The following is a 23,096-nucleotide window of genomic DNA, read 5'->3' as shown; positions in this document are numbered from 1 at the left end:
TCAGTTTTTCTCCGACACATAACTCTGTATTCCCACTTTTTTATACAATCGTGAAACACGGTGCGCGTGCTCATCATAGGCTGACTGAAACAACTCCGTGGCCCGTTCTGCTCCCACAATAGCAGCGGCCGTGAGCACTTTGGGGGGCTCGCCGGCCTGTGTCAATAGATTTGCCAATTCAGCTTTTATACAATTGATAATCATACACGAACCAACCGTAGAGCCGGGCGCAACGGGCGTGTCCAAATTTTCGACCTGAATCATGGCATCGCCGATGGGTGCGCCCGAATCCAGAACAATGCCACAGAAATCCTGTAATTTCAGTCCGTCTTTCCGCTTGCTGATGCTTACTTCGGAATGTTTCTCCGAAATAATTCCTACGGTTTTGATTCCTTGTTTTTGAAACAGCTCGGCCAATTCAATTGGAACCACATTGCACCCTGAGGAGGAAATGATAAGCGCAGAATCTTCGTCGGTTAAGTCAAAATTTCGCAGGATTTGTTTGGCAAAGCCCGGGACATTTTCCAAAAACATGGCCTGTCGCTGACCGTTGGCTCCCACGACGAGATTATGGAATGTTAGCGACAGCTCTACAATCGGATTAAAGCCCGGAAAAGAACCGTAGCGCGGCCACATTTCTTCCACCATAATTCGGCTGTGGCCGCTGCCAAAAATATGTACCATGCGGCCCGACAAAATGGAATTGGCAAACAAACGGGCAACTTCCAGAATTTTATCTTCCTGCAAAGCAACTGCCTCCATCAGGCCCTGGCATTTTTGTAAGTATTGTTTTGTATAACTCATAAGAATATTGATGAAAGTTTTGGGAGAATAGGGGACTAAATATGTGGTAAACCAATGGCAGGAGTTGTTCTATTTTTTGCCTTTTCGATGGCAAAAGCGGCAGCTCCAACAGCCCCGGCCAAATCGCTGAATTTGGCCTGTTTTATAATCGTTTGTTTTTCTTTGGGTCTAAACTCATATACGTCCAAAAATGCGTTAAGCGGTGTAAATAAGGCTGCATCGGCTTTGGTTATTCCTCCGGCCAGTACGATGATTTCGGGCGATAGCGCATTGGCAAATGAGGCAATAGCCAAGCTTAGTTTACGTAGTGAATCCAGCCATAGCCAGGTAGCAAATGGATCGTTATCTTTGTACCCCTGCACCAATTGGTAGGTCGAAGAAAATCGCCCTGAAGATCGCCGTTTAATAGAATAATTTCCCAGGGCGTATTCAAGGCTGCCGGGCATTCCCAGGATGCTTAGTTCATCATCGCCTGCATTAATTGTGGTGTGCCCAAAATGTCCCGCCATTTGGCTTAAACCTTGATACAATTCCCCGTTTATTAGTAAACCGCCACCTACCCCGGTTCCCAAAGTCAACAGAATGGCATTTTTGTAACCACGGATTTCTCCAAAAGCAGACTCAGCGATCAGTGCTGCGTGCGCGTCGTTGATTACGAAAGTTCTGGTAGCGAAATAGGCTTCCCATTGGAAATTTTCCACGCCCAACAACCGCCCCGGCATGTAGGAAATACAACTGTTTGCCTCATTGGCAAAGCCAGGACATGACAACCCTATCAGCTCAATTGGCTCATAATGAACGCTTTTAAGATGCTGTACTACTTCCAGTATCGTCTCTCGCCATTTTCCCTCGCCGTCATCGTTGGTTGGTACCGAATATTCATTCAAAATCTCTCCTTCTGAATTGAGAATGATTCCCTTACTATTGGTCCCGCCTACGTCAATTCCAATGGCTGTTTTCATTGTTCTACTGCGTTTTGATATTGACCTTCCGACACTTCCCAGCCGCCGTCCACGTAAAGCGTTTGACCGGTAGTAAATCCAGACCCGTCTGACATAAAGTAAATTGCTGCACTGTCCAAATCCTCGGGACGACCGTTTCTTCCCCCATCGAGGGGCTGTTTGGTTTTGACAAAGTGTAGGATGACATCGTCTTTGCTCGCCCGCTCAGACATGGGCGTTTCGACCAAGGCAGGTGCTAACAAATTGACCCTAATATTATCAGAAGCGTAATAGGCGGCAATAGATTTGGTAAAGCCAATAACGGCCGATTTGGCAGCCGCATAGGCATGAGTCACGAAGTATTTCGGCGAAGGTGAAAAACCTAGCACGGAGCTCATATTCAGGATTGTACCACCCGTTCTGCGCTCCCGAAATTTTCGAATTGCGGCCTGATTGGAAAGCATCAAACCCGTAAGATTCAGTTCAAACGTTTTATTCCAACCTTCCAAACTCAGTTCGTGCAAAGGCCCATCGCCAAATCGCCTTCCACTTCCTCCGGCTACGTGGTATAACCCATCAAAACCACCATACGCACGAATACACAAATCAATTGCTTGTACTGAAGTTGATTCTTCTATGGCATCTCCTACTAAAACTTCGCCCGCTTCACCAATAATTTCTTTCGCCTTCTGACAACTTTCTGGATTTCTTCCTACCAAAACCACCTTTGCCCCGTGGTTGACAAATGCCTTCGCAGCCGAAAGGCCAATACCCGTTGTACCGCCCATGATGACTATTTTTTTGTTTTGTAACATACACCAGGCAAAATAATACCGTTAATAAACAGATGAACTGAAAAACAATACAAAAAAAGGAGGTTTAATGCTATATTTCCACCACAAAACAACTTATACCAATACTATCTTGACTAATATAAAATCAACCAAAAATGCCTTATTCCAAAAACTGCCGCTAACCCCGGGCAACTCTTTCATCATTCATCGCTACGAATCGCCCTATTTCGAAACGCCCTGGCATTTTCACGAAGAATATGAATTGGTGTATTGTGAAAAAGGCTTTGGAAATAAATTTATCGGCAACAGTTTTTCGTCCTATCAGGAAGGGGAAATTGCGTTCATTGGTAAGAACGTCCCGCATCTTTTCAAAGCCGATGACTCTTTTTATGGCCCTGAGGCATCGATAAAGCCTAGTTCTATCGTCGTGCAGTTTGTGGAAGATTTTTTGGGAAAGGAGTTTTTTAACAGCCCCGAAATGGCCGAAATGAAGCAGGTACTTTCGCTGTCCCAAAATGGTCTGATGGTATTGGGAAATACCCGTAAGAAAATCAAGGTTATCCTTTTTGAAATGCTCGAACGTGACAAAATCGGTCGTTTGGGAGGGTTGTTGGAAATCTTTGGCTTACTATCTGATTCCAGAGAATTACAGCCACTTTCCATCCAACAAATCAGCGGTATCAACGTCAGCGACAGTCAGAAAATGAATAAAGTGCTGGAATACGCCCTGCTTCATTACAAAGAGACAATCTCACTTCGGGAAGTTTCCGACCTGACAAATCTTTCAGAATCAACCTTTTGCCGCTACTTCAAATCCCGTACTCAAAAATCTTTTCTGGCTTTCATCATCGAAATACGTCTAAACGAGAGTAAACGACTTTTAAAAGAAACAGACCTATCCATTCTGGAAATCTGCTACGAATCGGGATTTAATAATCTGTCCAATTTCAATCGTTTGTTTCGAAAGCAGTTCAGGGAAAGTCCGGTGGAATTTCGAAGATCGGTGTAACTGATGGAGTACAGCTATGTAAATTGTTGCGCAGGTGGATGCTAAAAAAATATAGTACTAAACTATTTTTATTCGGTATGGAATTTAAAAAATAATATTGTAAACTTGTGCCAATATTATTTTTAGAGGAGGGATATTTTCGACAGCTCGGTTGTTTTACAGCCGAGCTGTTTTGCATTTTATTGATTCGCAATCGATTAACCACCTCTTGTTTTTGTATGGAGTAGGCGCCAACAAACCTGCCCATAAATGATAGCTCGCATGACCAGGAGTGTTGGATTTCTGAAAGTGGTTACAGGCTATTTTTTCTAAAATACCTTGTCAATAGTTGTATTTTCTGAGTTCCCCAATTTATCATATAACTCTTCTTGCGGCTATGGTGCAATCACAAAGGGGGTATGGGGTTTGGTCTTTATAAAGAGCATTTTAATGGGAAAAGAGCCTGTTTAACAACACTTTCGTACACTTTTCGCCGACTACCCATTATTAGCAGGATTGCCGCTGACAATACCGAAGATACTTTCTTACCTGCCTAAGGGAACGTTATTCTCCTGAACAAATAAGCGGTGTACTGGCACGTAGAGCGGGTTCAAAGCAAATAAGACATGAGACAATTTATCGCTATACATATGCTATCCAATCCACTGATAATGAGAACCTTATGTCTTTTTTAAGGATTCGTCACAGGAAAAGATAAAGCAAAAGAGGAAGTGTAGGGAAAAGAGAATCAATTCCAAACCGGATTGGAATCGAACCGCAGCGGCGGCCCGGATCAACCAGCAGTGGTTGAGCAAAATACCGAAATTGGTCACTGGGAAGGGGATACAATAATTGGGGCTAATCATGAAGGTGTATTGTTGACCTTAGTCGAGCGAGTAACGAAGTATACTATTGTTTCAAAGTTAAAATCTAAAAATGCTGACGAATTGGCTAAAATGCTGATTTACAGAGCAAACAAATGTGATTTACCTGTAAAAACAATTACTTTTGATAATGGGATAGAGTTCTCAAAACATCAGAAAATTGGTGCTGAATTAAAGGCTGACATCTATTTTGCAAGGCCCTACCCTAGCTGGGAGTGAGGGCTTAATGAAAATACAAATGGCCTGATTAGGCAGTATATTCCGAAATCCTGCCCAATTAATATCGTCAAAAAAAGTGACATAAAATGGATTGAAAATCAATTAAACAACAGACCTAGAAAAACTCTGGGGTATTATTTCCCATTCAATGTGCTCTTAAATACCAAGTTGCACTTCAAACTTGAATCCAAGAGTTGATTACAATGGAGTGTGCGCATGGTTTATTCATGTTTAGATTTTACATGTTATTGGACTATTCATGTGATTTACCTATTGATCAATGTTTGTGCTAAAAATGTACTTGTTTTGAATGAAGGGTGACGAGTTGCACGTCATGTAAGTAAATGACATGTTTTATTAACAAAAGGGTAAAAAACTTGCAGAAAGTCCAAGACACCAATTTTCCTGCCAAAGTGATGAAATACTTGCAGGTATAGTATCAATCCTACATATTGAATAAAGAAAAAGTATATACTACATAAGTTCAATACGGTGACCTAAACCACTAATTTGATAGCTAATAGAAATAAACCCGGCGTTGAAAGCTGCCCCCGTACAATTAGTTCAGTTTATCAATTATATTTTTTCGAAAAGTGCGGCCAACAGGTAGCACTTTTCGGTTTATGAGGATTTCGTTGGTTGATAAATTCAGGCGATTGAAGTAATCCATATTAACCAAAAATGCCTTGTGAACCTGCACGAAACGAGCATCAAGATCTTTTATGGCACGTCTGAGCGAATATTTAATCGTGTAGGCGCTATGATGCGTTTGTATAGTAATGTAATTTCCTTCTGCGTGGATAAACTGAATATCCGAAAAGGGTATAGCTTTCTTATGGCTAAACTTACCGGGAATTAGAAAAACATTGGGAGTGGTAGTCGAGATGAAGGGAGTTAGTAGTTTTTTCACGATTCCCAGTAAAGTAAGGGCATGAAAAGGCTTAATTAACAAATTACTCTGAGGCGCAATTGCCAGCGTAAGATCCAAAATATGCGCCTGCGGATCTGCGGTAATCAATATAATCGGGAAGATAGGCTTTAGCTCCCGAAGCAAGGAGAAAATCTCGCCATCAGATAAATTAATTTCAGAAATCAGCAAATCGGGAAATGTCGTACAGCAATGTGCTCTCGCTTCACTCAGGGTATGTACGAATGTCAATCTCAGTACCGGGAGGGGTTCAAGCATACTCTGCAATCGCAGCCTGCAAGCAGGATCATCTTCAATAATCAATACATTCATATAACTTCATTCACTACATTTTATGGTACCAATTCGCTACTGTATCAATTAAAAATAGCCAAAAAACTGATAGTTTTTTGGCTATTAATGAAATTTTTTAAAAAGCACAGGTAATACATCCCGGGGTTATTCAAATGTATCTTTTTCTGAACCGGATCTAACCTTTCATGCTAAAAACCGTTTTAATTACTTCCACCGTAAATCAGAACTTTTTAGTTTTTGAGAACAAATTGAACAACAATGAGGTACATCTTTTAGGTATTTGAACGCTTGCTACATTCTGGAATTATGTATCTGAATGTATACTATCTTCTTCAAAAAAGATTTCTGTAAAATTTCATTTATGTTTATGATTTTGATTTGTAAATTAAATTGTCTGTCGATCACGTACTTCAGGTGCTGTTCATATGCACATTTACGAAGCATTGTGTAAATGGTTTATTCTTTATTCAGACTAATCGTCTACTTTGCCTGAGTAGTTAACTCCTTCAAAAAATTAAATACACACATTATTTATTACCAGAATGAAAGAGCCCTCAAACAATTCAGACAGACAGATTACCTTGATAATACCTCCCGCAATGCCCTTGGAAGTATTGATTGAAGCCTTGCAACGAAACTTTACAATTGAGGTGATTGAAGTAAATGCATTTAAACTTAATAGCAGAAGGAGTACAGCTCCTGTTCAATACAAAGAAGTTGCGATTCAGTCAGTCACGAATAGTTTTCAGTCTCCGGCGCGTCTAAAAAACAAGGAGTTTCAAATACTGAAGCTTTTGGCAGAAGGTTGTAGTTACGACCAAATAGCTGAAATTCTTGAAATATCACTGAATGGGGTTCGGTATTACATTAAGAAAATTTACAAAGCCCTCGATGTACAGAATTCAAGAGAAGCAACAAGTTGGTACTATCAATACCATAAGTCTTTCCCGGAGAATTGGATACAAAACACAGATAATGAATTAAATAACTTTGAAGAATAGAGCTAAATTTACGCTTTGTAAGCTTCTTCAAAAAAATGTCAGGGGTAGACAATCGCCTCTATGCATAACATAGTCCGTTGGATTCGGTGTACATGGAAACTTATTTTACTTAAAAAGGCTACCACAATTGATTGAGGTAGCCTTTTTAAATACTGCGAACCTTGTATGATCTCGTATTACTTTTTCTTCTTTGTAATGACAAACGGTACGCAAACATCTACCGGGCAGCAGTCTTCCACCACGATAATAACCGGGCAGCAACCTTCGGCAGGACATGTTCCCGACGTGGATGTGAAGGTGTACTCGTAAGTTCCGAGTTCGGTTTCACTTGCCGTGTAGGAATTGCCAATAGCCACTTGTACCGGCTGTCCGTTTTGTGCCTTGCGGAACCAAACCACACCCGTGTATTCCTGTGGTACATTTAGCGTCAGAGCACTTCCCTGTCCACGGCACAGTAAAACGGGTACTGTAAAGCACTCACGATCAATGTCGTCTTCCGTTTCATCGCCGTTGCCGGGTGTACTGTCTACGTCGTCTTCGGTCATCTTCGTGATCTCAGCCGTGTTGAACCATACGCCGGCAGCGATGATTTTTACGCTGATTTTCAGACTTACTGTGTCTCCCACAGCGAGACTATCGAAGCTCCACTTTTTGGTCAGCTGCGAGTAGCTGCCGATGTCAGCCGTACTGCTCAGGTACTGAACTCCGGCATTTAATTCGTCGGTAACTTCAATGCCATGCGCCGTGGCTTCACCTTCGTTCCAAACCCGGATCGTGTAAGTCAGCGTTTCACCCAGCATCGCCAGTTTTTTGTCAATTGCTTTGTCCAGCGCCAGGTCATAGGTCTTGTTGCAATTCAGACGAGTGACTACAATCGTATCGCTGCATTGACCATTGCTGATGATGAACGAGTAGTTGGTTGCTACGCTATTCATGCCACTGATTTTGCCGCTTGACGTAATCGTCGCCGGGTTTCCAGCCATCGCTGTCCAGGTAGCACCCGCCACGGTTGGCAGGGTTAACGTGTCAAAACAGGTGGTTTGGTTGGGCAATTCGAGCACACCCCGGAAGACGAATACCGTATCCGAACACGTACTGCCAAGCGTAGCATCGCGAAGAATGAACATATACACACCATTTTCATTCAGCCCGCTAACAACTCCTGTTTGGGCAGAAATACTTATACTAAACGGATTGGTTGCCGCACTGATCCATTCTTCGCCAGCCGCAGCGTCAGGCAGAATTACAGAAGTTTCAGGCTGACAAACAAATACTTGCGCAGGTCCGGCATCTGGTTTGACACACACATCGGCACAGTCACGATAGGGAACCAGAATGCTTACATCCGTAAAGCAGTCATCCTTGCCGTTGAAGATTCGGACAATGTAAGTTTGTCCGGTTGTCTGCACCGGGTTTGGCAGATTAGCTACGGTGATAGTCGATCCGGTTAACGCCGTTGCGGATGAATAGTTTGCCAGTCCGGCTACCGAAGTGGCGAAGCTGAATTTATTTCCACCACTAATTCCGGTCACCACAAACGACGCATCATTTTGGGCCGTTTTGCCATCGCAGGTAGCAGCTGAGGCATCGGTCGCAGCAAACGTTGGCGCTACACAGGGTGAAATCAAGCCCGCGTCAATCGTTGGGTTGTCTTTATTCAAGCCCGTCAGCGTTGGATCAAGTGTTACAACCGGCGAAAGTCCAGCGGTGGTAAAGTCGTTGTCGCTTGCGTTGTTACCGATATTTTGCTTTGAAGAAATCAGGCACGAATCGGGAAGCGTCGTTACGTCAATCTGCACGATGTAATCGCCTTTACCCAAATTCGAGAAGCTATACGCTCCGTTTCCAGCGGTGGTCGTTGAATCAAGCTTTGCACCCGGTGCACCTCCCACGGCTGACCAAAGAATCACTTTCACGCCATTGACTCCCGGCTCCCCTGCATCCTGCTGCCCGTTGTCGTTCAGGTCTTTCCAGACGAAGTCGCCGAGGCTGCCTTTTGGTGAAATCAAACCTGCGTCAATCGTTGGATTGTCTTTATTGAGTCCCGTCAGCGTTGGGTCAAGCGTTACAACCGGCGAAAGTCCAGCGGTGGTAAAGTCGTTGTCGCTTGCGTCATCACCGATATTTTGCTTTGAAGAAATCAGGCACGAATCCGGCAACGTGGTTATGTCAATCTGCACGATGTAGTCACCCGCCAGAAGATTCGTAAAGCTATACGCTCCGTTTCCGGTAGTCGTGGTTGAGTCAAGCTTTGCTCCCGGCGCACCTCCCACGGCTGACCATAGAATCACCTTCACACCATTCACACCCGGTTCGCCTGCGTCCTGTTGTCCGTTATCGTTCAGGTCTTTCCAGACAAAATCGCCGAGTGAACCTTTGGGTGAAATCAAACCTGCGTCAATCGTTGGGTTGTCTTTGTTAAGACCAGTCAGCGTTGGATCAAGTGTTACAACCGGCGAAAGTCCAGCGGTTGAGAAATCGTTATCGCTTGCGTCGTTACCAACATTTTGTTTTGATGAAATCAGACACGAATCGGGAAGCGTGGTTAGGTCAATCTGCACGATGTAGTCACCCGCCAACAGATTAGTAAAGCTGTACGCTCCGTTTCCAGCGGTGGTGGTTGAGTCGAGTTTTGCACCCGGCGCACCACCTACGGCTGACCAAAGAATCACCTTCACACCATTGACACCCGGTTCGCCTGCATCCTGCTGACCGTTGTCGTTCAGGTCCTTCCAGACGAAATCGCCGAGTGAACCTTTTGGTGAAATTAAGCCAGCGTCGATCGTTGGGTTATCTTTGTTAAGACCTGTAAGCGTTGGATCAAGTGTTACAACCGGCGAAAGTCCAGCGGTGGTAAAGTCGTTGTCGCTTGCGTCATCACCAACATTTTGCTTCGGTGAAATCAGGCAGGAATCGGGTAGCGTGGTTACGTCAATCTGCACGATGTAATCACCTTTACCCAAATTCGTAAAGCTATACGCTCCGTTTCCGGCGGTTGTGGTGGAATCCAGTTTTGCTCCCGGCGCACCGCCTACGGCTGACCAAAGAATCACTTTCACGCCATTCACACCCGGCTCGCCAGCATCCTGCTGCCCGTTGTCGTTCAGGTCCTTCCAAACAAAGTCGCCTAATGAGCCTTTGGGTGAAATCAAACCAGCGTCAATCGTTGGGTTGTCTTTGTTTAAGCCCGTCAGCGTTGGATCAAGTGTTACAACCGGCGAAAGTCCAGCGGTGGTAAAGTCGTTGTCGCTTGCGTCGTTACCGATATTTTGCTTTGAAGAAATCAGGCACGAATCGGGAAGCGTGGTTACGTCAATCTGCACGATGTAATCGCCTGCCAACAGATTCGTAAAGCTATAAGCTCCGTTTCCAGCGGTTGTGGTGGAATCGAGTTTTGCTCCCGGTGCGCCACCTACGGCTGACCACAAAATCACTTTCACGCCATTGACTCCCGGCTCGCCTGCGTCCTGCTGCCCGTTGTCGTTCAGGTCTTTCCAGACGAAATCGCCAAGTGAACCTTTTGGTGAAATTAAGCCAGCGTCGATCGTTGGGTTATCTTTGTTAAGACCTGTAAGCGTTGGATCAAGTGTTACAACCGGCGAAAGTCCAGCGGTTGAGAAATCGTTATCGCTTGCGTCGTTACCAACATTTTGTTTTGATGAAATCAAACACGAATCGGGAAGTGTGGTTACGTCAATCTGCACGATGTAATCGCCTGCCAACAGATTCGTAAAGCTATAAGCTCCGTTTCCAGCGGTTGTGGTGGAATCCAGTTTTGCTCCCGGCGCACCGCCTACGGCTGACCAAAGAATCACCTTCACACCATTCACGCCCGGCTCGCCGGCATCCTGCTGCCCGTTGTCGTTCAGGTCTTTCCAGACGAAATCGCCAAGTGAACCTTTTGGTGAAATCAAACCAGCGTCAATTGTTGGGTTGTCTTTGTTTAAGCCCGTCAGCGTTGGATCAAGTGTTACAACCGGCGAAAGTCCATCGGTGGTAAAGTCGTTGTCGCTTGCGTCGTTACCGATATTTTGCTTTGGTGAAATCAGGCAGGAATCGGGAAGCGTCGATACGTCGATTTGTACAATATAATCACCCGCCAACAGATTCGTAAAGCTATACGCTCCGTTTCCAGCGGTAATTGTTGAGTCGAGCTTTGCTCCCGGCGCACCGCCAACAGCTGACCACAGAATGACTTTCACACCATTTACACCCGGCTCGCCTGCGTCCTGCTGCCCGTTGTCGTTCAGGTCTTTCCAAACAAAGTCGCCGAGGCTGCCTTTGGGTGAAATCAAGCCCGCGTCAATCGTTGGATTGTCTTTGTTTAAGCCCGTCAGCGTTGGATCAAGTGTTACAACCGGCGAAAGTCCATCGGTGGTAAAGTCGTTGTCGCTTGCGTCGTTACCGATATTTTGCTTTGATGAAATCAGGCACGAATCGGGAAGCGTCGTTACGTCAATCTGCACGATGTAATCGCCTTTACCCAGATTCGTAAAGCTATATGCTCCGTTTCCGGCAGTGGTGGTGGAATCCAGCCTGGCCAGCGGCTGACCGCTTGCGCTGGCGCTCCACAAAATCACCTTCACGCCATTCACACCCGGTTCGCTGACATCTTGCTGTCCGTTGTCATTCAGGTCCTTCCAAACAAAGTCGCCGAGGCTGCCTTTGGGTGAAATCAAGCCCGCGTCAATTGTTGGATTGTCTTTGTTCAAGCCCGTCAGGGTTGGGTCAAGCGTTACAACCGTCGAAAGTCCAGCGGTGGTAAAGTCGTTGTCACTTGCGTCATCACCGATATTTTGCTTTGAAGAAATCAGGCACGAATCGGGAAGTGTGGTTACGTCAATCTGCACGATATAATCACCTTTACCCAAATTCGTAAAGCTATACGCTCCGTTTCCGGCGGTGGTCGTTGAGTCGAGTTTCGCACCAGGCGCACCGCCAACGGCTGACCAAAGAATTACCTTCACGCCATTGACACCCGGCTCGCCGTCGTCCTGCTGACCGTTGTCGTTCAGGTCCTTCCAAACAAAGTCGCCCAGGCTACCTTTTGGTGAAATCAAGCCCGCGTCGATTGTTGGGTTGTCTTTGTTAAGACCAGTCAGCGTTGGATCAAGTGTAACAACTTCACTCAAACCATCGGTTGAGAAATCGTTGTCGCTTGCGTCGTCACCGATATTTTGCTTTGAAGAAATCAGGCACGAATCAAGAAGTGTGGTTACGTCAATCTGCACGATATAATCGCCTTTACCCAAATTAGTAAAGCTGTATGCTCCGTTTCCGGCGGTGGTCGTTGAATCAAGCTTTGCACCCGGTGCACCGCCAACGGCTGACCAAAGAATTACCTTCACGCCATTCACACCCGGCTCGCCTGCATCCTGCTGACCGTTATCGTTCAGGTCCTTCCAGACGAAATCGCCGAGGCTGCCGACAGGGCATAAATTATCTAATTCTACTGTAATGTCGTTGTAACAAGTGCTGTCTGAGCCAAATAAACGAACCGTGTAACTTTGTCCACCAATAGGAGGAGTTGGTAAGTTTGTCGATAGTAAACCACCTCCACCGATGATTGATGCAGTGGCGAAAGTTTTTGAACCCGTATAGGTTGCACCCGTCGTATAATCGTAGCGGGCACCGGGCGTTACGTTGCTGATCTGCAAAGTTCCTTTTTGGGTTTCACAATTGTAGGAAACCTTCAATGTCCCATCAGGCAAATCAGAAAATGTCACATTTACCGGCATAATCACTGAGCAGACAGCATCGTCTAATTTAATATAATATGTACCGGATGTATTGACCGGATTTGTAGCTGCGATAGTTGCGCTTGAATTTAGCCAATAGGTGCTTGTTGTTCCCGTTGTATTTACAATGGCCGTGGCCAAATCAAGCGTTACAGGTCCGCAGGCTACGACGTCTTTAACGGTCAGCGTAGGTGTAGGCAATACTTTCACGACTACTTCATCAGTGAAAACACACCCTGATGCGTTGGAATATCTTATGGTGTACGTAGTTGTCTCGGTTGGGCATACGGTTGGTTTAGCCGAATAGATATTCATCAGGGTTGGGTCAGCAGGCGAAGCCGACCATTCATAGTTCACACCAGATACGGCGGTGAGACCGATACTTGTACAAGTACCCTTACAAATTTCTGCATCGAAACCAGCTACATTGCTGATTTTTTTACCAACTCGAACCGTTGTGCTTGCGGTCGACTGACAGCCACTGCCATAGCTTACCGTCACCGTATAAGTATACGTACCTGCCGGTGCGGTGGACAAATTAACAGAAGGCTGTGCCGAACTTGTACTGCTCAGATAGTCCGAAGCATCTGCGGGCGAAGCCGTCCATGCGTAGGTTGCTCCGCTTGGAGCAGTATTTAGTGCCAAAGTAGATGAACCACCTTCACAAAAATTATATATAGTAGGTAATTGTGCTGTATAAGCTGATGCTATGACATCAATCGGAAAAGTCAGCACACAACCCGAAGCATGGGTTGCTGTTAAAGTATAAGTTGTATTGGTGGATGGTTCAACCGTAATTGTTGAGAAATTAGGTGCATAGCTTTTCAGACCATCCAGTTTATCCCATGTATAAGTCCAGCCGGCATCAGCCGCATTATTGACTCCAATGGTTGCCGGGCCTGCACAAGAAGCAGGTGGGTTGGGCGTCACCGTAGGAGGTGTTGCCAAAGAAACATCGATTGAACTTGAGCCAACGCAAGTTCCTTGTGTTGCTGTTACTGTATATGTTCCTGCGGCGTTAACACTTATAGAACTGCCGGTAGTAGAGCCAATAATACCAGGTCCACTCCAAGCATAGGTTAGTCCGGCGGGAGTAACAGGCCCAATATTGAGTGTACCACCTGCGCACAATTTATTAGTTATCGGTATGCTAATAACCGGAGATGCGGCTGAGGTAAAAACTACACTATCCATTAGCGAACAATTAGCGGCTGTTTGACCGTTTGTGGCCGTCAGATATAAGGTTATTTTTCCTCCAACTGCGGTAGCGGGTAAGGAAACAGTGGTTTGTGCCAGAGTTGGATTCCCAAACACAACGCCCGAAGCAGGTACGGCCGTCCACTGATAGGTATAACCCGCAAGTCCGGCTCCAGCTCCAACACTTATGTCATCTCCTGCCGAACAGAAGGTGGCATTGTCGCCTGCTTCAACAATTACCGGCGATACTACCAGTGAAACGGTATCTTGCACAGAACAACCCGTTGATGGGTCGGTCACCGTAACATACACCGAAGTATTGGCTGCCAAGCCTTTGATGGTTGGCAAGGCGATGGCGGTATCGGCAAGGGTAGCCAACAAACTTTCCGGACTCCAGAGGTACGTGAGTCCCGGATTTGCCGCAGGACCAACAATGGTGTAGGGAGTTCCCTGACAGACTGATTGAGGCGAGCTATAATTGACGTTGGGTTTACCGATAGCTCCGGGAAACACTTTAATATCAATTCGACAGGTGTCAGCCCCCGGGTTAATCAGTGTCAGGCGATAGCTGACAGCTACCAGACCACTTGGGTTGGCAATCACCTGATTTGGATGAGGTCCGCCCGGAGTCAAAGCTACTTTAGTTATTGGGTCGAAAAGTTCGTTGTTGATGGGCGTGCCATCCAGGCGAGTCCAAATGTAAGTTCCCTTAGATGCATATTGGATAGGTCCAATTTTATTAGTTGGTCCGCCACACGCAATCGCAGGCACTGCACCTAATGCCAAGTTACAGATGTTGCCTCCGGAGCCACACGAACAGTAGTCATAAAATGCAGTATCTTGTCTAACGCATGCTGGGTTAGCAGCGTTAAAGCTGGTTCTGATTAACCAAACCTGATAAGTTCCGGTCGTTTTGCCAAGTGTTGGATTCGCGAGTGCAAAATCGGTCATTGCTCCGGTGGGATTGGTCAATCCGGCAATAACATCGGCAGCCGTGGGCATACCTGTTGTTGCCGTGCCGGGTATAATAAGTGCCTGCCAACTATAACTGATGCCTGGCTCCGAGACGGTACCTATATTAGAAGCTCCAAGAGGCAAAGTGGTACTGCAACTGTTTTCCATACACTCCTTAATCTGAAACGACTGGTTGGGCGTGCGGTAAACGGTTACTTTCTGGGTAGTAAATTGTACACAGCCTGAGGTACCATTTTGTGCTTTCAAATAATAGTTGATTACATTCACACCAGCCGGAGCGGAAAGGGTTGTCAAGATTGGGTTGACTGTACTTGTGGATGTTAAACCTAAACCCGGTGCCCATTCATAAGTTACCCCGGCCTGGGAAACAATACCAACTCCAAGCGTTGCGGTATCTCCCTGACATCGGGCAATATCGGCAAGGGCAGGCAGCGGCGTAACACTTTCGTTTTTTACTGTCACCGTATCAACTAAACAGCCATTTAACGTTAAATAATAATCAGCTGAAGCACCAACCGCCGGCAATATAGAGAGTGTTGGAGATGCGAAATTAACATTGTCGAGACCCGTACTTGGCGACCAACTGAAAGTGTTCGTTACGAAATTGGCATACTCACCTACGGGGGAGGCAGGCCCTAATTTAATAGTTGTGGCTCCGCACGTAAACTGAATACGACTGCCTGCATCCTGTTTTAAATACTCGACGTTTAAGGTATCAAAACTGGTACATCCACGTGAATCTGTTACCTGAAGAAGGAATTTTCCTTCTTGTGTAATGTTTAAATCAATTGTCAAAGGAGCAGCCGAAACCGTACCCGATTGCCCTTGCACTACATCTATTAAGTTACTTAAAGTTGTAAGTTTGTAAGCATAAGGAGCTTGTAAACCATCAGCACTAGGTGTAATCGTTGTAGATACTGCCAGAGAGCTGTTCTTACAAAAAGCATAGGTTTTACTTGATAGATTGGTTGAGTGGGTTTTATTGGTCGAGAATGTCAACGAAATAACATTACTGGTATCCGCTATGTCGCAGTTTGGTACACAGCTTGATGCAATGTCAAACGATGTTTGCCTAACAATACGACGGTAAAAATAGGTGCCCGCAGTAGAGGCATCAGGAGAAAGGTCTTCTATGTCACTATCCGGAATATCAGTCCAGGGACCGGTAGCACTACTGGCAATTTGCCATTGGTAGTGGGTAGGTGTTGGTGCAGGATTTGAATCCGCATTTCCAATAATCGTTGGAGTAATGTATATGGTTTTTGTTCCATCAATAGGTAATACACCTCCATCAGCACAGAAATTTGTAATTGCGGGCGTAGTAAGCACATTGGTATTGGGTTTCATGACGGGGTAATTAAATTTCGTCATAAAGCCCTGAGCTCCCGTTGAAGTATTAGTAGGCGTGAGTCGGTAGCCGGAAACAGTGGCAGTACCATTGTCATTATAAGCTGTTGGCGTTATCGGAAAGCCGATGGTCGTTATTGTCTGTCCAACAATATAGGTATCACAACCATCCAAGACAAAATCATTTGGTACACTTGTACCCGCTGCTACCTCGTCATTTTGGTCAGAGAGGTAAGTACCATAAACAACTTTCTCAATACTACAGTCAGTTATACCGTAGTAAGAGCCGTCTGTTGAGTTGGTCATGGTAGACTGAAACGCACCGGTCGTGATTGGGGTTGAATTAGCATTTGACATCAGTGTGTGTAATCTGCCAATATCATCAATGGCAATCTTTGTTACTGTCCCAATACCACCGGAGGCTACTCCGAAAGGCGTTGTGTTTAACTTTAACGTTGTTAGGTTGGCATCATAAACTCGAACCATGCCTGTAGCCCGCTGAATCGTTACTACATCCCCGTTTGTTGGATTTGTAGTAATTGAGCCTATGTTATAATTGCTACCGACAATTGGTGTCTGCCATGTATTTGCTACGATGCTCCCCGATTTGTTGAAACGCATAATCATCGAGCCATTTGCCGTAGTGGAAGCTGCTCCGGAAGTTACGGGTGGCATTACACCCAGGCCTGAACCACTCATCATTACGTATAAATCTCCCGATTTACTCATAGTAGCATTGTTTACTAAACTTCCACCAATAGTGAAATAAGAAGAATACTGAAGACTATTGTCAGGCTTGAAAATCATCACCATCACAGCCGATGTTAACGTAGAGGGTGTAAAGTTTGACTGAAAAGCGGCTGCCGTAGTCGGTATGATACCGGTTTGTGTGCTGGATTTAGTTACCCTAAAGCTGAGATAAGTGGTTCCATCCGGTGCTGAGAATAATGTACTAAAATTGGTGCCCGAATTAACATCGCTTGAATTAATGGTTAGACTACCACCAGTTGGTCCCACATAAGTGCCGTAAGTACGGTTTCCATTCGCATCAAACTTACTCAGGACCGCAACGCTACCATTATTCGATAAATTTGCCGTAGATTGCCAGGCATTGGCTGTGATAAAGGCCGGATTGGCACTGGCACCGATTGTTGCACTAGTAGGGTTAATTGCGAAAAGTACAAGTGGCTCACCGGCCGCATTCAAAGCCAAGCCCATTGGTGTAAGGATGGTTGTGTTTTGGAAGATACGTACCCAAAGTAATTTACTACCATCAGGCGAGTATTTCGACAAACTCACGTAGGCCTGGTCAACACCACCTGTTCCGATGTACTGAATATCGGATGTCTGAAAAACAGGTATTACACCGGTCCCCTTCCTGCCTGAACCCAATACATACAAAAAACCCGTGGAGCTTCGTTCAATAGCAAAAGCTTTTGAGTTGGCATTAATAAATGAGTTGTTATGCCCGGTATACTGACTCCATTGGAGCGATTGCCCGAATGAGACAGAAGCTATAAAAACGCACCAAAGGCTGAACAAGGCCGACCACATGGTGTGCCGCCGTGCGTACATTGGCCGAAGCCAATAGAAAGAACCGACGTGCAACGAGCCGGATGGTTGGCGATTTAGGATAGATTTTATCATATTAGTTGACAATAGAAACATTACTGAGAACATTGTAAGTGGATTCAGTAAGAGAAAGAATGAAGGAATAAGTAAACTATTTGGTCCATTTTTTAACATTATGGATATAAAGTGAGAATGTATGCTTCAAAGATTATTGGCTTATGCCTGTTTATTGTTTGACTTTGAATCTACATTGCTTCTACTTTAACATAATGGCTCTAAAATCTTGGTTATTAAGGTTTTAGATTTTGATCAACCATGATCCCATCAGCATTAGTGATAATCGGAACCGTTTTGATTGCCCAACTGCCCCTGATTTTGTTCAAACCGCAGGATAGCGGCCTTTTTTTTCAGGGCATTTTCCATGGCTTCTACTTGCTGAGGGCTGAGGTCGGCCTTTTTGAGTCCTGGCGGAATTGCTTTCTCAGGGATACTCCCCGCTTTATCAACCCGGGCCAACAGCTGTGCGCTGACGTTTCCGGCAATCGCCAATAGAAAAATAAACAGGAAGCCTTTACGCCTCCAATCACTCAGGAAATTGAGAGGGGGTTTTGCTGTGTAAACTGTTGCAGTCATAAGCTCTGAACTTGAATGTGTCAACACAAATACGTGCAAACAAACGACCACAGAAGTAGACAAAACGTCATTTAAGACGCTCATTTAGTCTTTTTTTGGCTAAAAAGTTTATTTTGATCCTCGATGAATACAGGAGATCCAAATGCAGGTACAGTAGGGCTTAAAGCACTGTACATAAATAGCAGAAACAAAGTAGGGGCAATAATCGTACGGATAACGAAGACAAAAAGTCTTAAAATTGACTCATTTCGTCAATTTTAAGACTTTTAAATTTTTGATGATCGTGCCAATTGTCAAATGTGTATTTCAAAGGCAAGTAATCCATCCACGTAAGAAACCTGCACAGATGTCTGCAAACTATCGGCAAATTCTTTGATGAGGAGTAGTCCAAGTCCGGTATTATCTTCGCCGTAGATCAGTGGTTTTTGACCCGATAAATGCTGCTGAAGATCCAGCAACTTACCTTCTGAAAAATGGCTGACGGTATTTTGAATTATGATACGGGTGTGTTGGGCGGTGGTATCCATTAAAAAAATAACCGGCTTGCCGCGTTCGCAGTGTTTAATGGCGTTGTCGAGTAAATTCCTGACAATTGCCGACAACATATCCGGGTCAGACACAAGCGTCATATTCTCCGCAATCCGGGTTTCCAGCTCAACCCCTTTCACCAACGCGGAATCCTTATATACAGGCAAGAAACCATTCAGCCAGGAAGAAACATCGATGCTTTGCAGGCGCGGCTGAATTTGTCCCAACTGCGAGCGGCTCCACTCAAAAAGGTTGGTCAATAAATGAGAAAGATTCTGTCCGGTTTGATCAATTTGCCGTGCGACGGTCTGAATACGATCTACCTGTTGGCTTTTGATTAAATACCCCAAAGTGTCACTTAAGCCCTGATAGGTATTGATCGGACTACGCAAATCATGAGCAATAACCGTAAATAATTTATCCCGACTTCGGGTAATTGTTTGTAGGGCCCGATTGGTGGACCGAAGCCGAATAGCCAGAAAACTAACGATTGCCAAAAGCAGGAGTGCCACAAGCAAACTGCCGATTATGAGCCGGTTTCGATCTTCTATTAGCTGCTTTTCCAGATTCAAGGTATTGATTGTGGCTTGTTTCTTCTCCGTTTCGTATTTGGTTTGCAGGTTTAGCAGGTCACGAGTTTTTAATCGATCAGCACGGGCCCGGTTCAAGCCATCGTATTCAATTAAATAGGGCATAATCCGATCGAGCTTTTTGGTTTGAATGGCAGCTAATGCCAACCCGAAATTTGCTTCAATGTATACATATTCATGAAAATGAATTTTGGGAAATGGAGTTGCAATAATTTTCTCTAAAAGTTTTTCCATTTCATCATAATCTTCTAGTCCTTCGTTGGCCGACGCAAGATTTGAGTAAATCGTAACCCGGTTATACGGACTACAATGCGAAGCGTTCTTTAAAGATAAATTCAGCGTTTCGATGGCTTTTGTATATTTCTGATTAATTAAATAAAAGTAACTTAGGTTAAGATAAATATCCTTTAACATGAATGTCATTTCCGGGTATTTTCTTACCAATTGAATAATTTTCCTGAATTCTTTTTCTACTTCCGTAAGCGGCATTTCCTCATAAAAAAGATCTCTGTCAGCAAGGTACCGGGGCAGCAGACTAATCCGGTCGCGCTCATCAGATGACTTTTCTACCAGCTCAACGGTTTTATCAAAATAATACTTCGCTCCTTTTGTATCTCCAATACTATCGTTGAAATTATCGGTATTCAGCCGCACCAACGCAAGGTGACAATGCGCCAGGCCGGATGTGTCTTTTGTTCGTTCGAAATAGGAAAGCGCCTGCTGAAAATACCCAAGTGCCCGGGGAGCATCTTCGGATTTGTAGCGTAACCCTAGAATATAATGGTACATCGCCGTGCCAATTCCCGAGGGCTTTCGTGCAAGTAACCTCTGAATGCTGGATAGATCATTCCCGAAATGATCCGAAATTTTATACCGACTATATTCCAATCGCAGCAATTCGTGCAGGTATCGGTCCGGTTCATTTTTTCGGGTATAGACTTCCTTTTCAAGACTATCGGGATTCATGTTGACAATAAAGTAATCCCGAAAAGAAGTAGTTTTTTTTGGTTGAGAAAAGCTGTCTTGAACAAAAATCAAAACGATAAAAAATAGAACTAATAGATACTTCATAAAATAGAGGGTATGTAACAAAAAATTCCTTACTCGGAACAAAAAGGCGATTAAAGAATTGCTCTTTTTACAAAAAGTCATTTTAATAGCCAAAAAGTCATTTTTGGTGAAAACGCCGATTGAATTTCTTTTTAGTTTTTTAAAATCAAGTATTTTTCATCCGAAAGTCTTTTCTAAACTAAATGTAGAAATATTCTTTTAATTTTTTATTCATAAAATATGCAACATGCTAATTCAAGTACTAATTAATTTTCATAAAACAGATACATAAAAAAATTATATTTTTATGTATCAAAACATAACTTTGCCGAACTGGTTAAAAGCATACCTTCCCCCTACCCTATCCTACATGCAAGATATTACCCTACTCGTCCTCGAAGACAATGAGATTGATCAGATACAGATCGAAATGATGCTAAATGCTGAAATCAGCACAACTTATAAATACAGGGTACTAGCGTGGTGTACCTCGCTTGAAGAGCTTATCTTGGCCCTCGAAACCCATCAACCCGACCTCATCCTTTCCGATATTTTTATTGAAGGTAAACCGGAAGGGTTGAAGTTGCTTAAAAGTCTTAAGAACAGTACTATACCCATTGTCATGATGACAAGCTCCTCAGAATTATCGGTTTATCAGGAAGTAATGCATTATAAAAGACTACATTATCTGGCAAAACCTCTAAACAAATTCACCCTTCATTCTGCCCTGGAAAAAACCCTGGAAGAGTATTTACAAGCGAAACATTACAAAGTGCTGGACCGTCAGTTCATATATCTAAGTCATAAAACAGGGTATACCGAACGGGTAAATTTTCGGGACATCGTTTATATAGAAGCAGAGGGGAATTATGCTCAATTTTTCACCCGTGAACGAAAGTATGTACTTAAAAAATCGCTGGCCCGACTGCTGGAAGAAGACCTTGATGGTAGTTTTTTAAGGTTACATAATAAATTTGTAATAAATAACTTACATGTGCTAAAAATCACGGACAACTCCGTAATTCTAACCGGAGAAATTGAACTTCCGATTGGAAAAAGTTTTCGCAAGGAGGTTCATGCCTACTTCAAATAGGTCAATTTTTACTTGTATATATTACTTTCCTGGCAATTCATCACCAAAAAAAATCCAGTTATCACCCTTTTTGTGTAGACTTTTCTCAACACATATAGAATCTATTGAACTTGTGCATGTACTTCCTCTCCTACACACAATGATAGATAACAAAATAATTCTTAATCAACGAATCATTCACGGCCTTGAAAGTCAGGAAGAGATTTCCTACCTGAACCTTAAAAATATTATTCAACTGGAACCAAATGACGCACTTTTTGAACCGCATTTCATGGGCTTTCTCTTGAAATCTCCCCTTAGTATTGAACCTATTTGTAACCAAATCACTACCCGGATGGCAGGCAAACATGTACTGATTGCTCTTGAAAGTAGGCAGCTTACAGGGTATGTCTTTGTAAGTTATCAATGGTTAATCCAGGAGCTTAATGTATCTCTAACCCTGGAAAAATTTGCTGAATGTGCCCGATTATTGGCACTTCAATGGGAAAAGGAAGAAAGTATACTTGCCTTGCGTCACCGCGATTTTCGGTTACGCTACATGGTAAGTGCCTTTCCACGTTTGCTAACCCGCACGTACTTTGCCCAACAACTCTATTCGTATATTCAGGAAATCAGTCAGTTATTGCATAAACCTGGCCTGGATGTTGCCGTGGATAATGAATGTCAGCTCATTCTGGATCTGGAAGAGCGGATCAGTCACTCCTTTCATGTGCCTGTTCCGTCGGTGCAGGAAATGGCCCGACGTACGGGCATGAGCATCAGTAAGTTCAAATTGCTTTTTCAGGAATTATTCGGAGAAAGTCCGCATCAACATTTTTTAACCAAAAAAATGGCCTACGCTGATCTGTTGCTGCAATCAGAAAAGTATTCTCTTTCCCAAATTGCCTACATGCTTGGGTACAGTCATCCTTCCGGATTTTTACGAATATTCAATCGTCACCGTCAACACAGCAGCACACTTTTGTGATTCAAACCGAAACACGTACATTTTCATTTTTCAGTAGTCTTAAACAACTTTTATCTATGGAACCCTCAAACACACTGAACAGCCAAAAGAGCATCACTTTATCTATGGAAAACTCCGTAGGACTAGAAACACTCATTGATGCGCTACAGCAAAATTTTACAATTCAAATTTTAGATACACGACATTTTTCATTGTCAATAAAAGACAAAGGACAGCAAAGATTTTCCAGCAAGCTGATGTTTTCCACGACAGATGCCAGTCTATTGCCTGTGGTTCGGGTTGGCGCTCCTATTCAAAAATCCCTGAAGCCTCGGGATATTCGGATTTTGCAGTTATTAGATGAGGGTTGTACCTACCAGGAAATATCGCAGCAAATGAATATTTCGGTCAATGGCATGCGCTATTACATCAAAAAGATTTATAGGATGTTGGGAGCATCCAATTCCCGGGAAGCACTTCATGCCTACACGCAATTACAAAGTTCGCTTATGTCCTGAGCAGGCTGGTGAGGCGTACCTGCCTCACCAGCCTGCTCAGGGATTTGAAATGCGGT

The 23,096-nt window shown here is 44.1% G+C and carries 13 protein-coding genes; 6 read left to right on the top strand and 7 right to left on the bottom strand.

Annotated features, from left to right (window positions below):
- From EZE20_RS05335 to EZE20_RS05325, 3 genes are read right to left on the bottom strand one after another with little or no spacing between them, the layout of a single operon-like run.
- Nucleotides 1-804: a sugar isomerase domain-containing protein gene (locus EZE20_RS05335; RefSeq protein WP_132115292.1), complete on the bottom strand. Its 804-nt coding sequence runs from the start codon at nt 802-804 to the stop codon at nt 1-3.
- A gap of 35 nt (nt 805-839) precedes the next feature.
- Nucleotides 840-1,766 (bottom strand): ROK family protein, encoded by a 927-nt coding sequence (locus EZE20_RS05330; RefSeq protein WP_132115290.1) that lies wholly within the window; start codon nt 1,764-1,766, stop codon nt 840-842.
- Nucleotides 1,763-2,560, bottom strand: a complete 798-nt coding sequence (locus EZE20_RS05325; RefSeq protein WP_132115288.1) for an SDR family NAD(P)-dependent oxidoreductase — start codon at nt 2,558-2,560, stop codon at nt 1,763-1,765. Before EZE20_RS05325 ends, EZE20_RS05330 begins: the two co-directional genes overlap by 4 nt.
- Nucleotides 2,561-2,669: 109 nt before the next feature.
- Between EZE20_RS05325 and EZE20_RS05320 the strand changes: the two genes are divergently transcribed.
- Together EZE20_RS05320 and EZE20_RS05315 are read left to right on the top strand one after the other, a co-directional pair.
- Nucleotides 2,670-3,548, top strand: a complete 879-nt coding sequence (locus tag EZE20_RS05320) for an AraC family transcriptional regulator (protein ID WP_228713566.1) — start codon at nt 2,670-2,672, stop codon at nt 3,546-3,548.
- A 743-nt stretch (nt 3,549-4,291) separates the two neighbouring features.
- Nucleotides 4,292-4,630: an IS30 family transposase gene (locus EZE20_RS05315; protein ID WP_132115284.1), complete on the top strand. Its 339-nt coding sequence runs from the start codon at nt 4,292-4,294 to the stop codon at nt 4,628-4,630.
- A gap of 559 nt (nt 4,631-5,189) precedes the next feature.
- Here the strand turns inward: EZE20_RS05315 and EZE20_RS05310 are convergent.
- Nucleotides 5,190-5,870, bottom strand: a complete 681-nt coding sequence (locus EZE20_RS05310) for a LytR/AlgR family response regulator transcription factor (protein ID WP_132115282.1) — start codon at nt 5,868-5,870, stop codon at nt 5,190-5,192.
- 524 nt (nt 5,871-6,394) lie between these two features.
- Here EZE20_RS05310 and EZE20_RS05305 point away from each other — a divergent pair.
- Complete coding sequence (locus EZE20_RS05305; protein WP_132115280.1) at nt 6,395-6,853, top strand: helix-turn-helix transcriptional regulator; 459 nt, start codon at nt 6,395-6,397, stop codon at nt 6,851-6,853.
- Between the two features lie 176 nt (nt 6,854-7,029).
- Here the strand turns inward: EZE20_RS05305 and EZE20_RS05300 are convergent, their stop codons facing one another.
- The 3 genes from EZE20_RS05300 to EZE20_RS05290 form a co-directional block, all read right to left on the bottom strand.
- Nucleotides 7,030-17,757: an SdrD B-like domain-containing protein gene (locus tag EZE20_RS05300; RefSeq protein ID WP_165933414.1), complete on the bottom strand. Its 10,728-nt coding sequence runs from the start codon at nt 17,755-17,757 to the stop codon at nt 7,030-7,032.
- Nucleotides 17,758-18,012: 255 nt separating this feature from the next.
- Nucleotides 18,013-18,315, bottom strand: a complete 303-nt coding sequence (locus EZE20_RS05295; protein ID WP_132115276.1) for a hypothetical protein — start codon at nt 18,313-18,315, stop codon at nt 18,013-18,015.
- Between the two features lie 293 nt (nt 18,316-18,608).
- Nucleotides 18,609-20,504 carry a tetratricopeptide repeat-containing sensor histidine kinase gene (locus EZE20_RS05290; RefSeq protein ID WP_165933413.1) on the bottom strand — a complete coding sequence of 632 codons (1,896 nt, stop codon included), beginning with the start codon at nt 20,502-20,504 and terminating at the stop codon, nt 18,609-18,611.
- A 349-nt stretch (nt 20,505-20,853) separates the two neighbouring features.
- Between EZE20_RS05290 and EZE20_RS05285 the strand changes: the two genes are divergently transcribed.
- The 3 genes from EZE20_RS05285 to EZE20_RS05275 all read left to right on the top strand — a co-directional run bounded on the left by EZE20_RS05285 (nt 20,854) and on the right by EZE20_RS05275 (nt 23,040).
- Nucleotides 20,854-21,576 carry a LytR/AlgR family response regulator transcription factor gene (locus tag EZE20_RS05285; protein WP_165933412.1) on the top strand — a complete coding sequence of 241 codons (723 nt, stop codon included), beginning with the start codon at nt 20,854-20,856 and terminating at the stop codon, nt 21,574-21,576.
- 139 nt (nt 21,577-21,715) lie between these two features.
- Nucleotides 21,716-22,543 carry a helix-turn-helix transcriptional regulator gene (locus tag EZE20_RS05280; protein ID WP_165933411.1) on the top strand — a complete coding sequence of 276 codons (828 nt, stop codon included), beginning with the start codon at nt 21,716-21,718 and terminating at the stop codon, nt 22,541-22,543.
- Between the two features lie 56 nt (nt 22,544-22,599).
- On the top strand, nt 22,600-23,040 hold the full coding sequence (locus EZE20_RS05275; protein ID WP_132115268.1) for a helix-turn-helix transcriptional regulator: 441 nt from the start codon (nt 22,600-22,602) through the stop codon (nt 23,038-23,040).
- The last annotated feature ends 56 nt before the right edge of the window (nt 23,041-23,096 follow it).

Source organism: Arundinibacter roseus, from assembly GCF_004348825.1.
In the GTDB taxonomy this organism is placed as follows: Bacteria; Bacteroidota; Bacteroidia; order Cytophagales; family Spirosomataceae; genus Arundinibacter; species Arundinibacter roseus.
The sequence above is the reverse complement of the archived record's forward strand: the minus strand, read 5'-3'. Positions and strand labels throughout refer to the sequence as shown.

Excerpts from the sequence above, each read along its gene's own strand:
- EZE20_RS05300 (WP_165933414.1), bottom strand. The coding sequence starts at position 17,757 with ATGATAAAATCTATCCTAAATCGCCAACCATCCGGCTCGTTGCACGTC.
- EZE20_RS05335 (WP_132115292.1), bottom strand. The coding sequence starts at position 804 with ATGAGTTATACAAAACAATACTTACAAAAATGCCAGGGCCTGATGGAG.
- EZE20_RS05330 (WP_132115290.1), bottom strand. The coding sequence starts at position 1,766 with ATGAAAACAGCCATTGGAATTGACGTAGGCGGGACCAATAGTAAGGGA.
- EZE20_RS05310 (WP_132115282.1), bottom strand. The coding sequence starts at position 5,870 with ATGAATGTATTGATTATTGAAGATGATCCTGCTTGCAGGCTGCGATTG.
- EZE20_RS05325 (WP_132115288.1), bottom strand. The coding sequence starts at position 2,560 with ATGTTACAAAACAAAAAAATAGTCATCATGGGCGGTACAACGGGTATT.
- EZE20_RS05275 (WP_132115268.1), top strand. The coding sequence starts at position 22,600 with ATGGAACCCTCAAACACACTGAACAGCCAAAAGAGCATCACTTTATCT.
- EZE20_RS05280 (WP_165933411.1), top strand. The coding sequence starts at position 21,716 with ATGATAGATAACAAAATAATTCTTAATCAACGAATCATTCACGGCCTT.
- EZE20_RS05285 (WP_165933412.1), top strand. The coding sequence starts at position 20,854 with ATGCAAGATATTACCCTACTCGTCCTCGAAGACAATGAGATTGATCAG.
- EZE20_RS05295 (WP_132115276.1), bottom strand. The coding sequence starts at position 18,315 with ATGACTGCAACAGTTTACACAGCAAAACCCCCTCTCAATTTCCTGAGT.
- EZE20_RS05290 (WP_165933413.1), bottom strand. The coding sequence starts at position 20,504 with ATGAAGTATCTATTAGTTCTATTTTTTATCGTTTTGATTTTTGTTCAA.
- EZE20_RS05305 (WP_132115280.1), top strand. The coding sequence starts at position 6,395 with ATGAAAGAGCCCTCAAACAATTCAGACAGACAGATTACCTTGATAATA.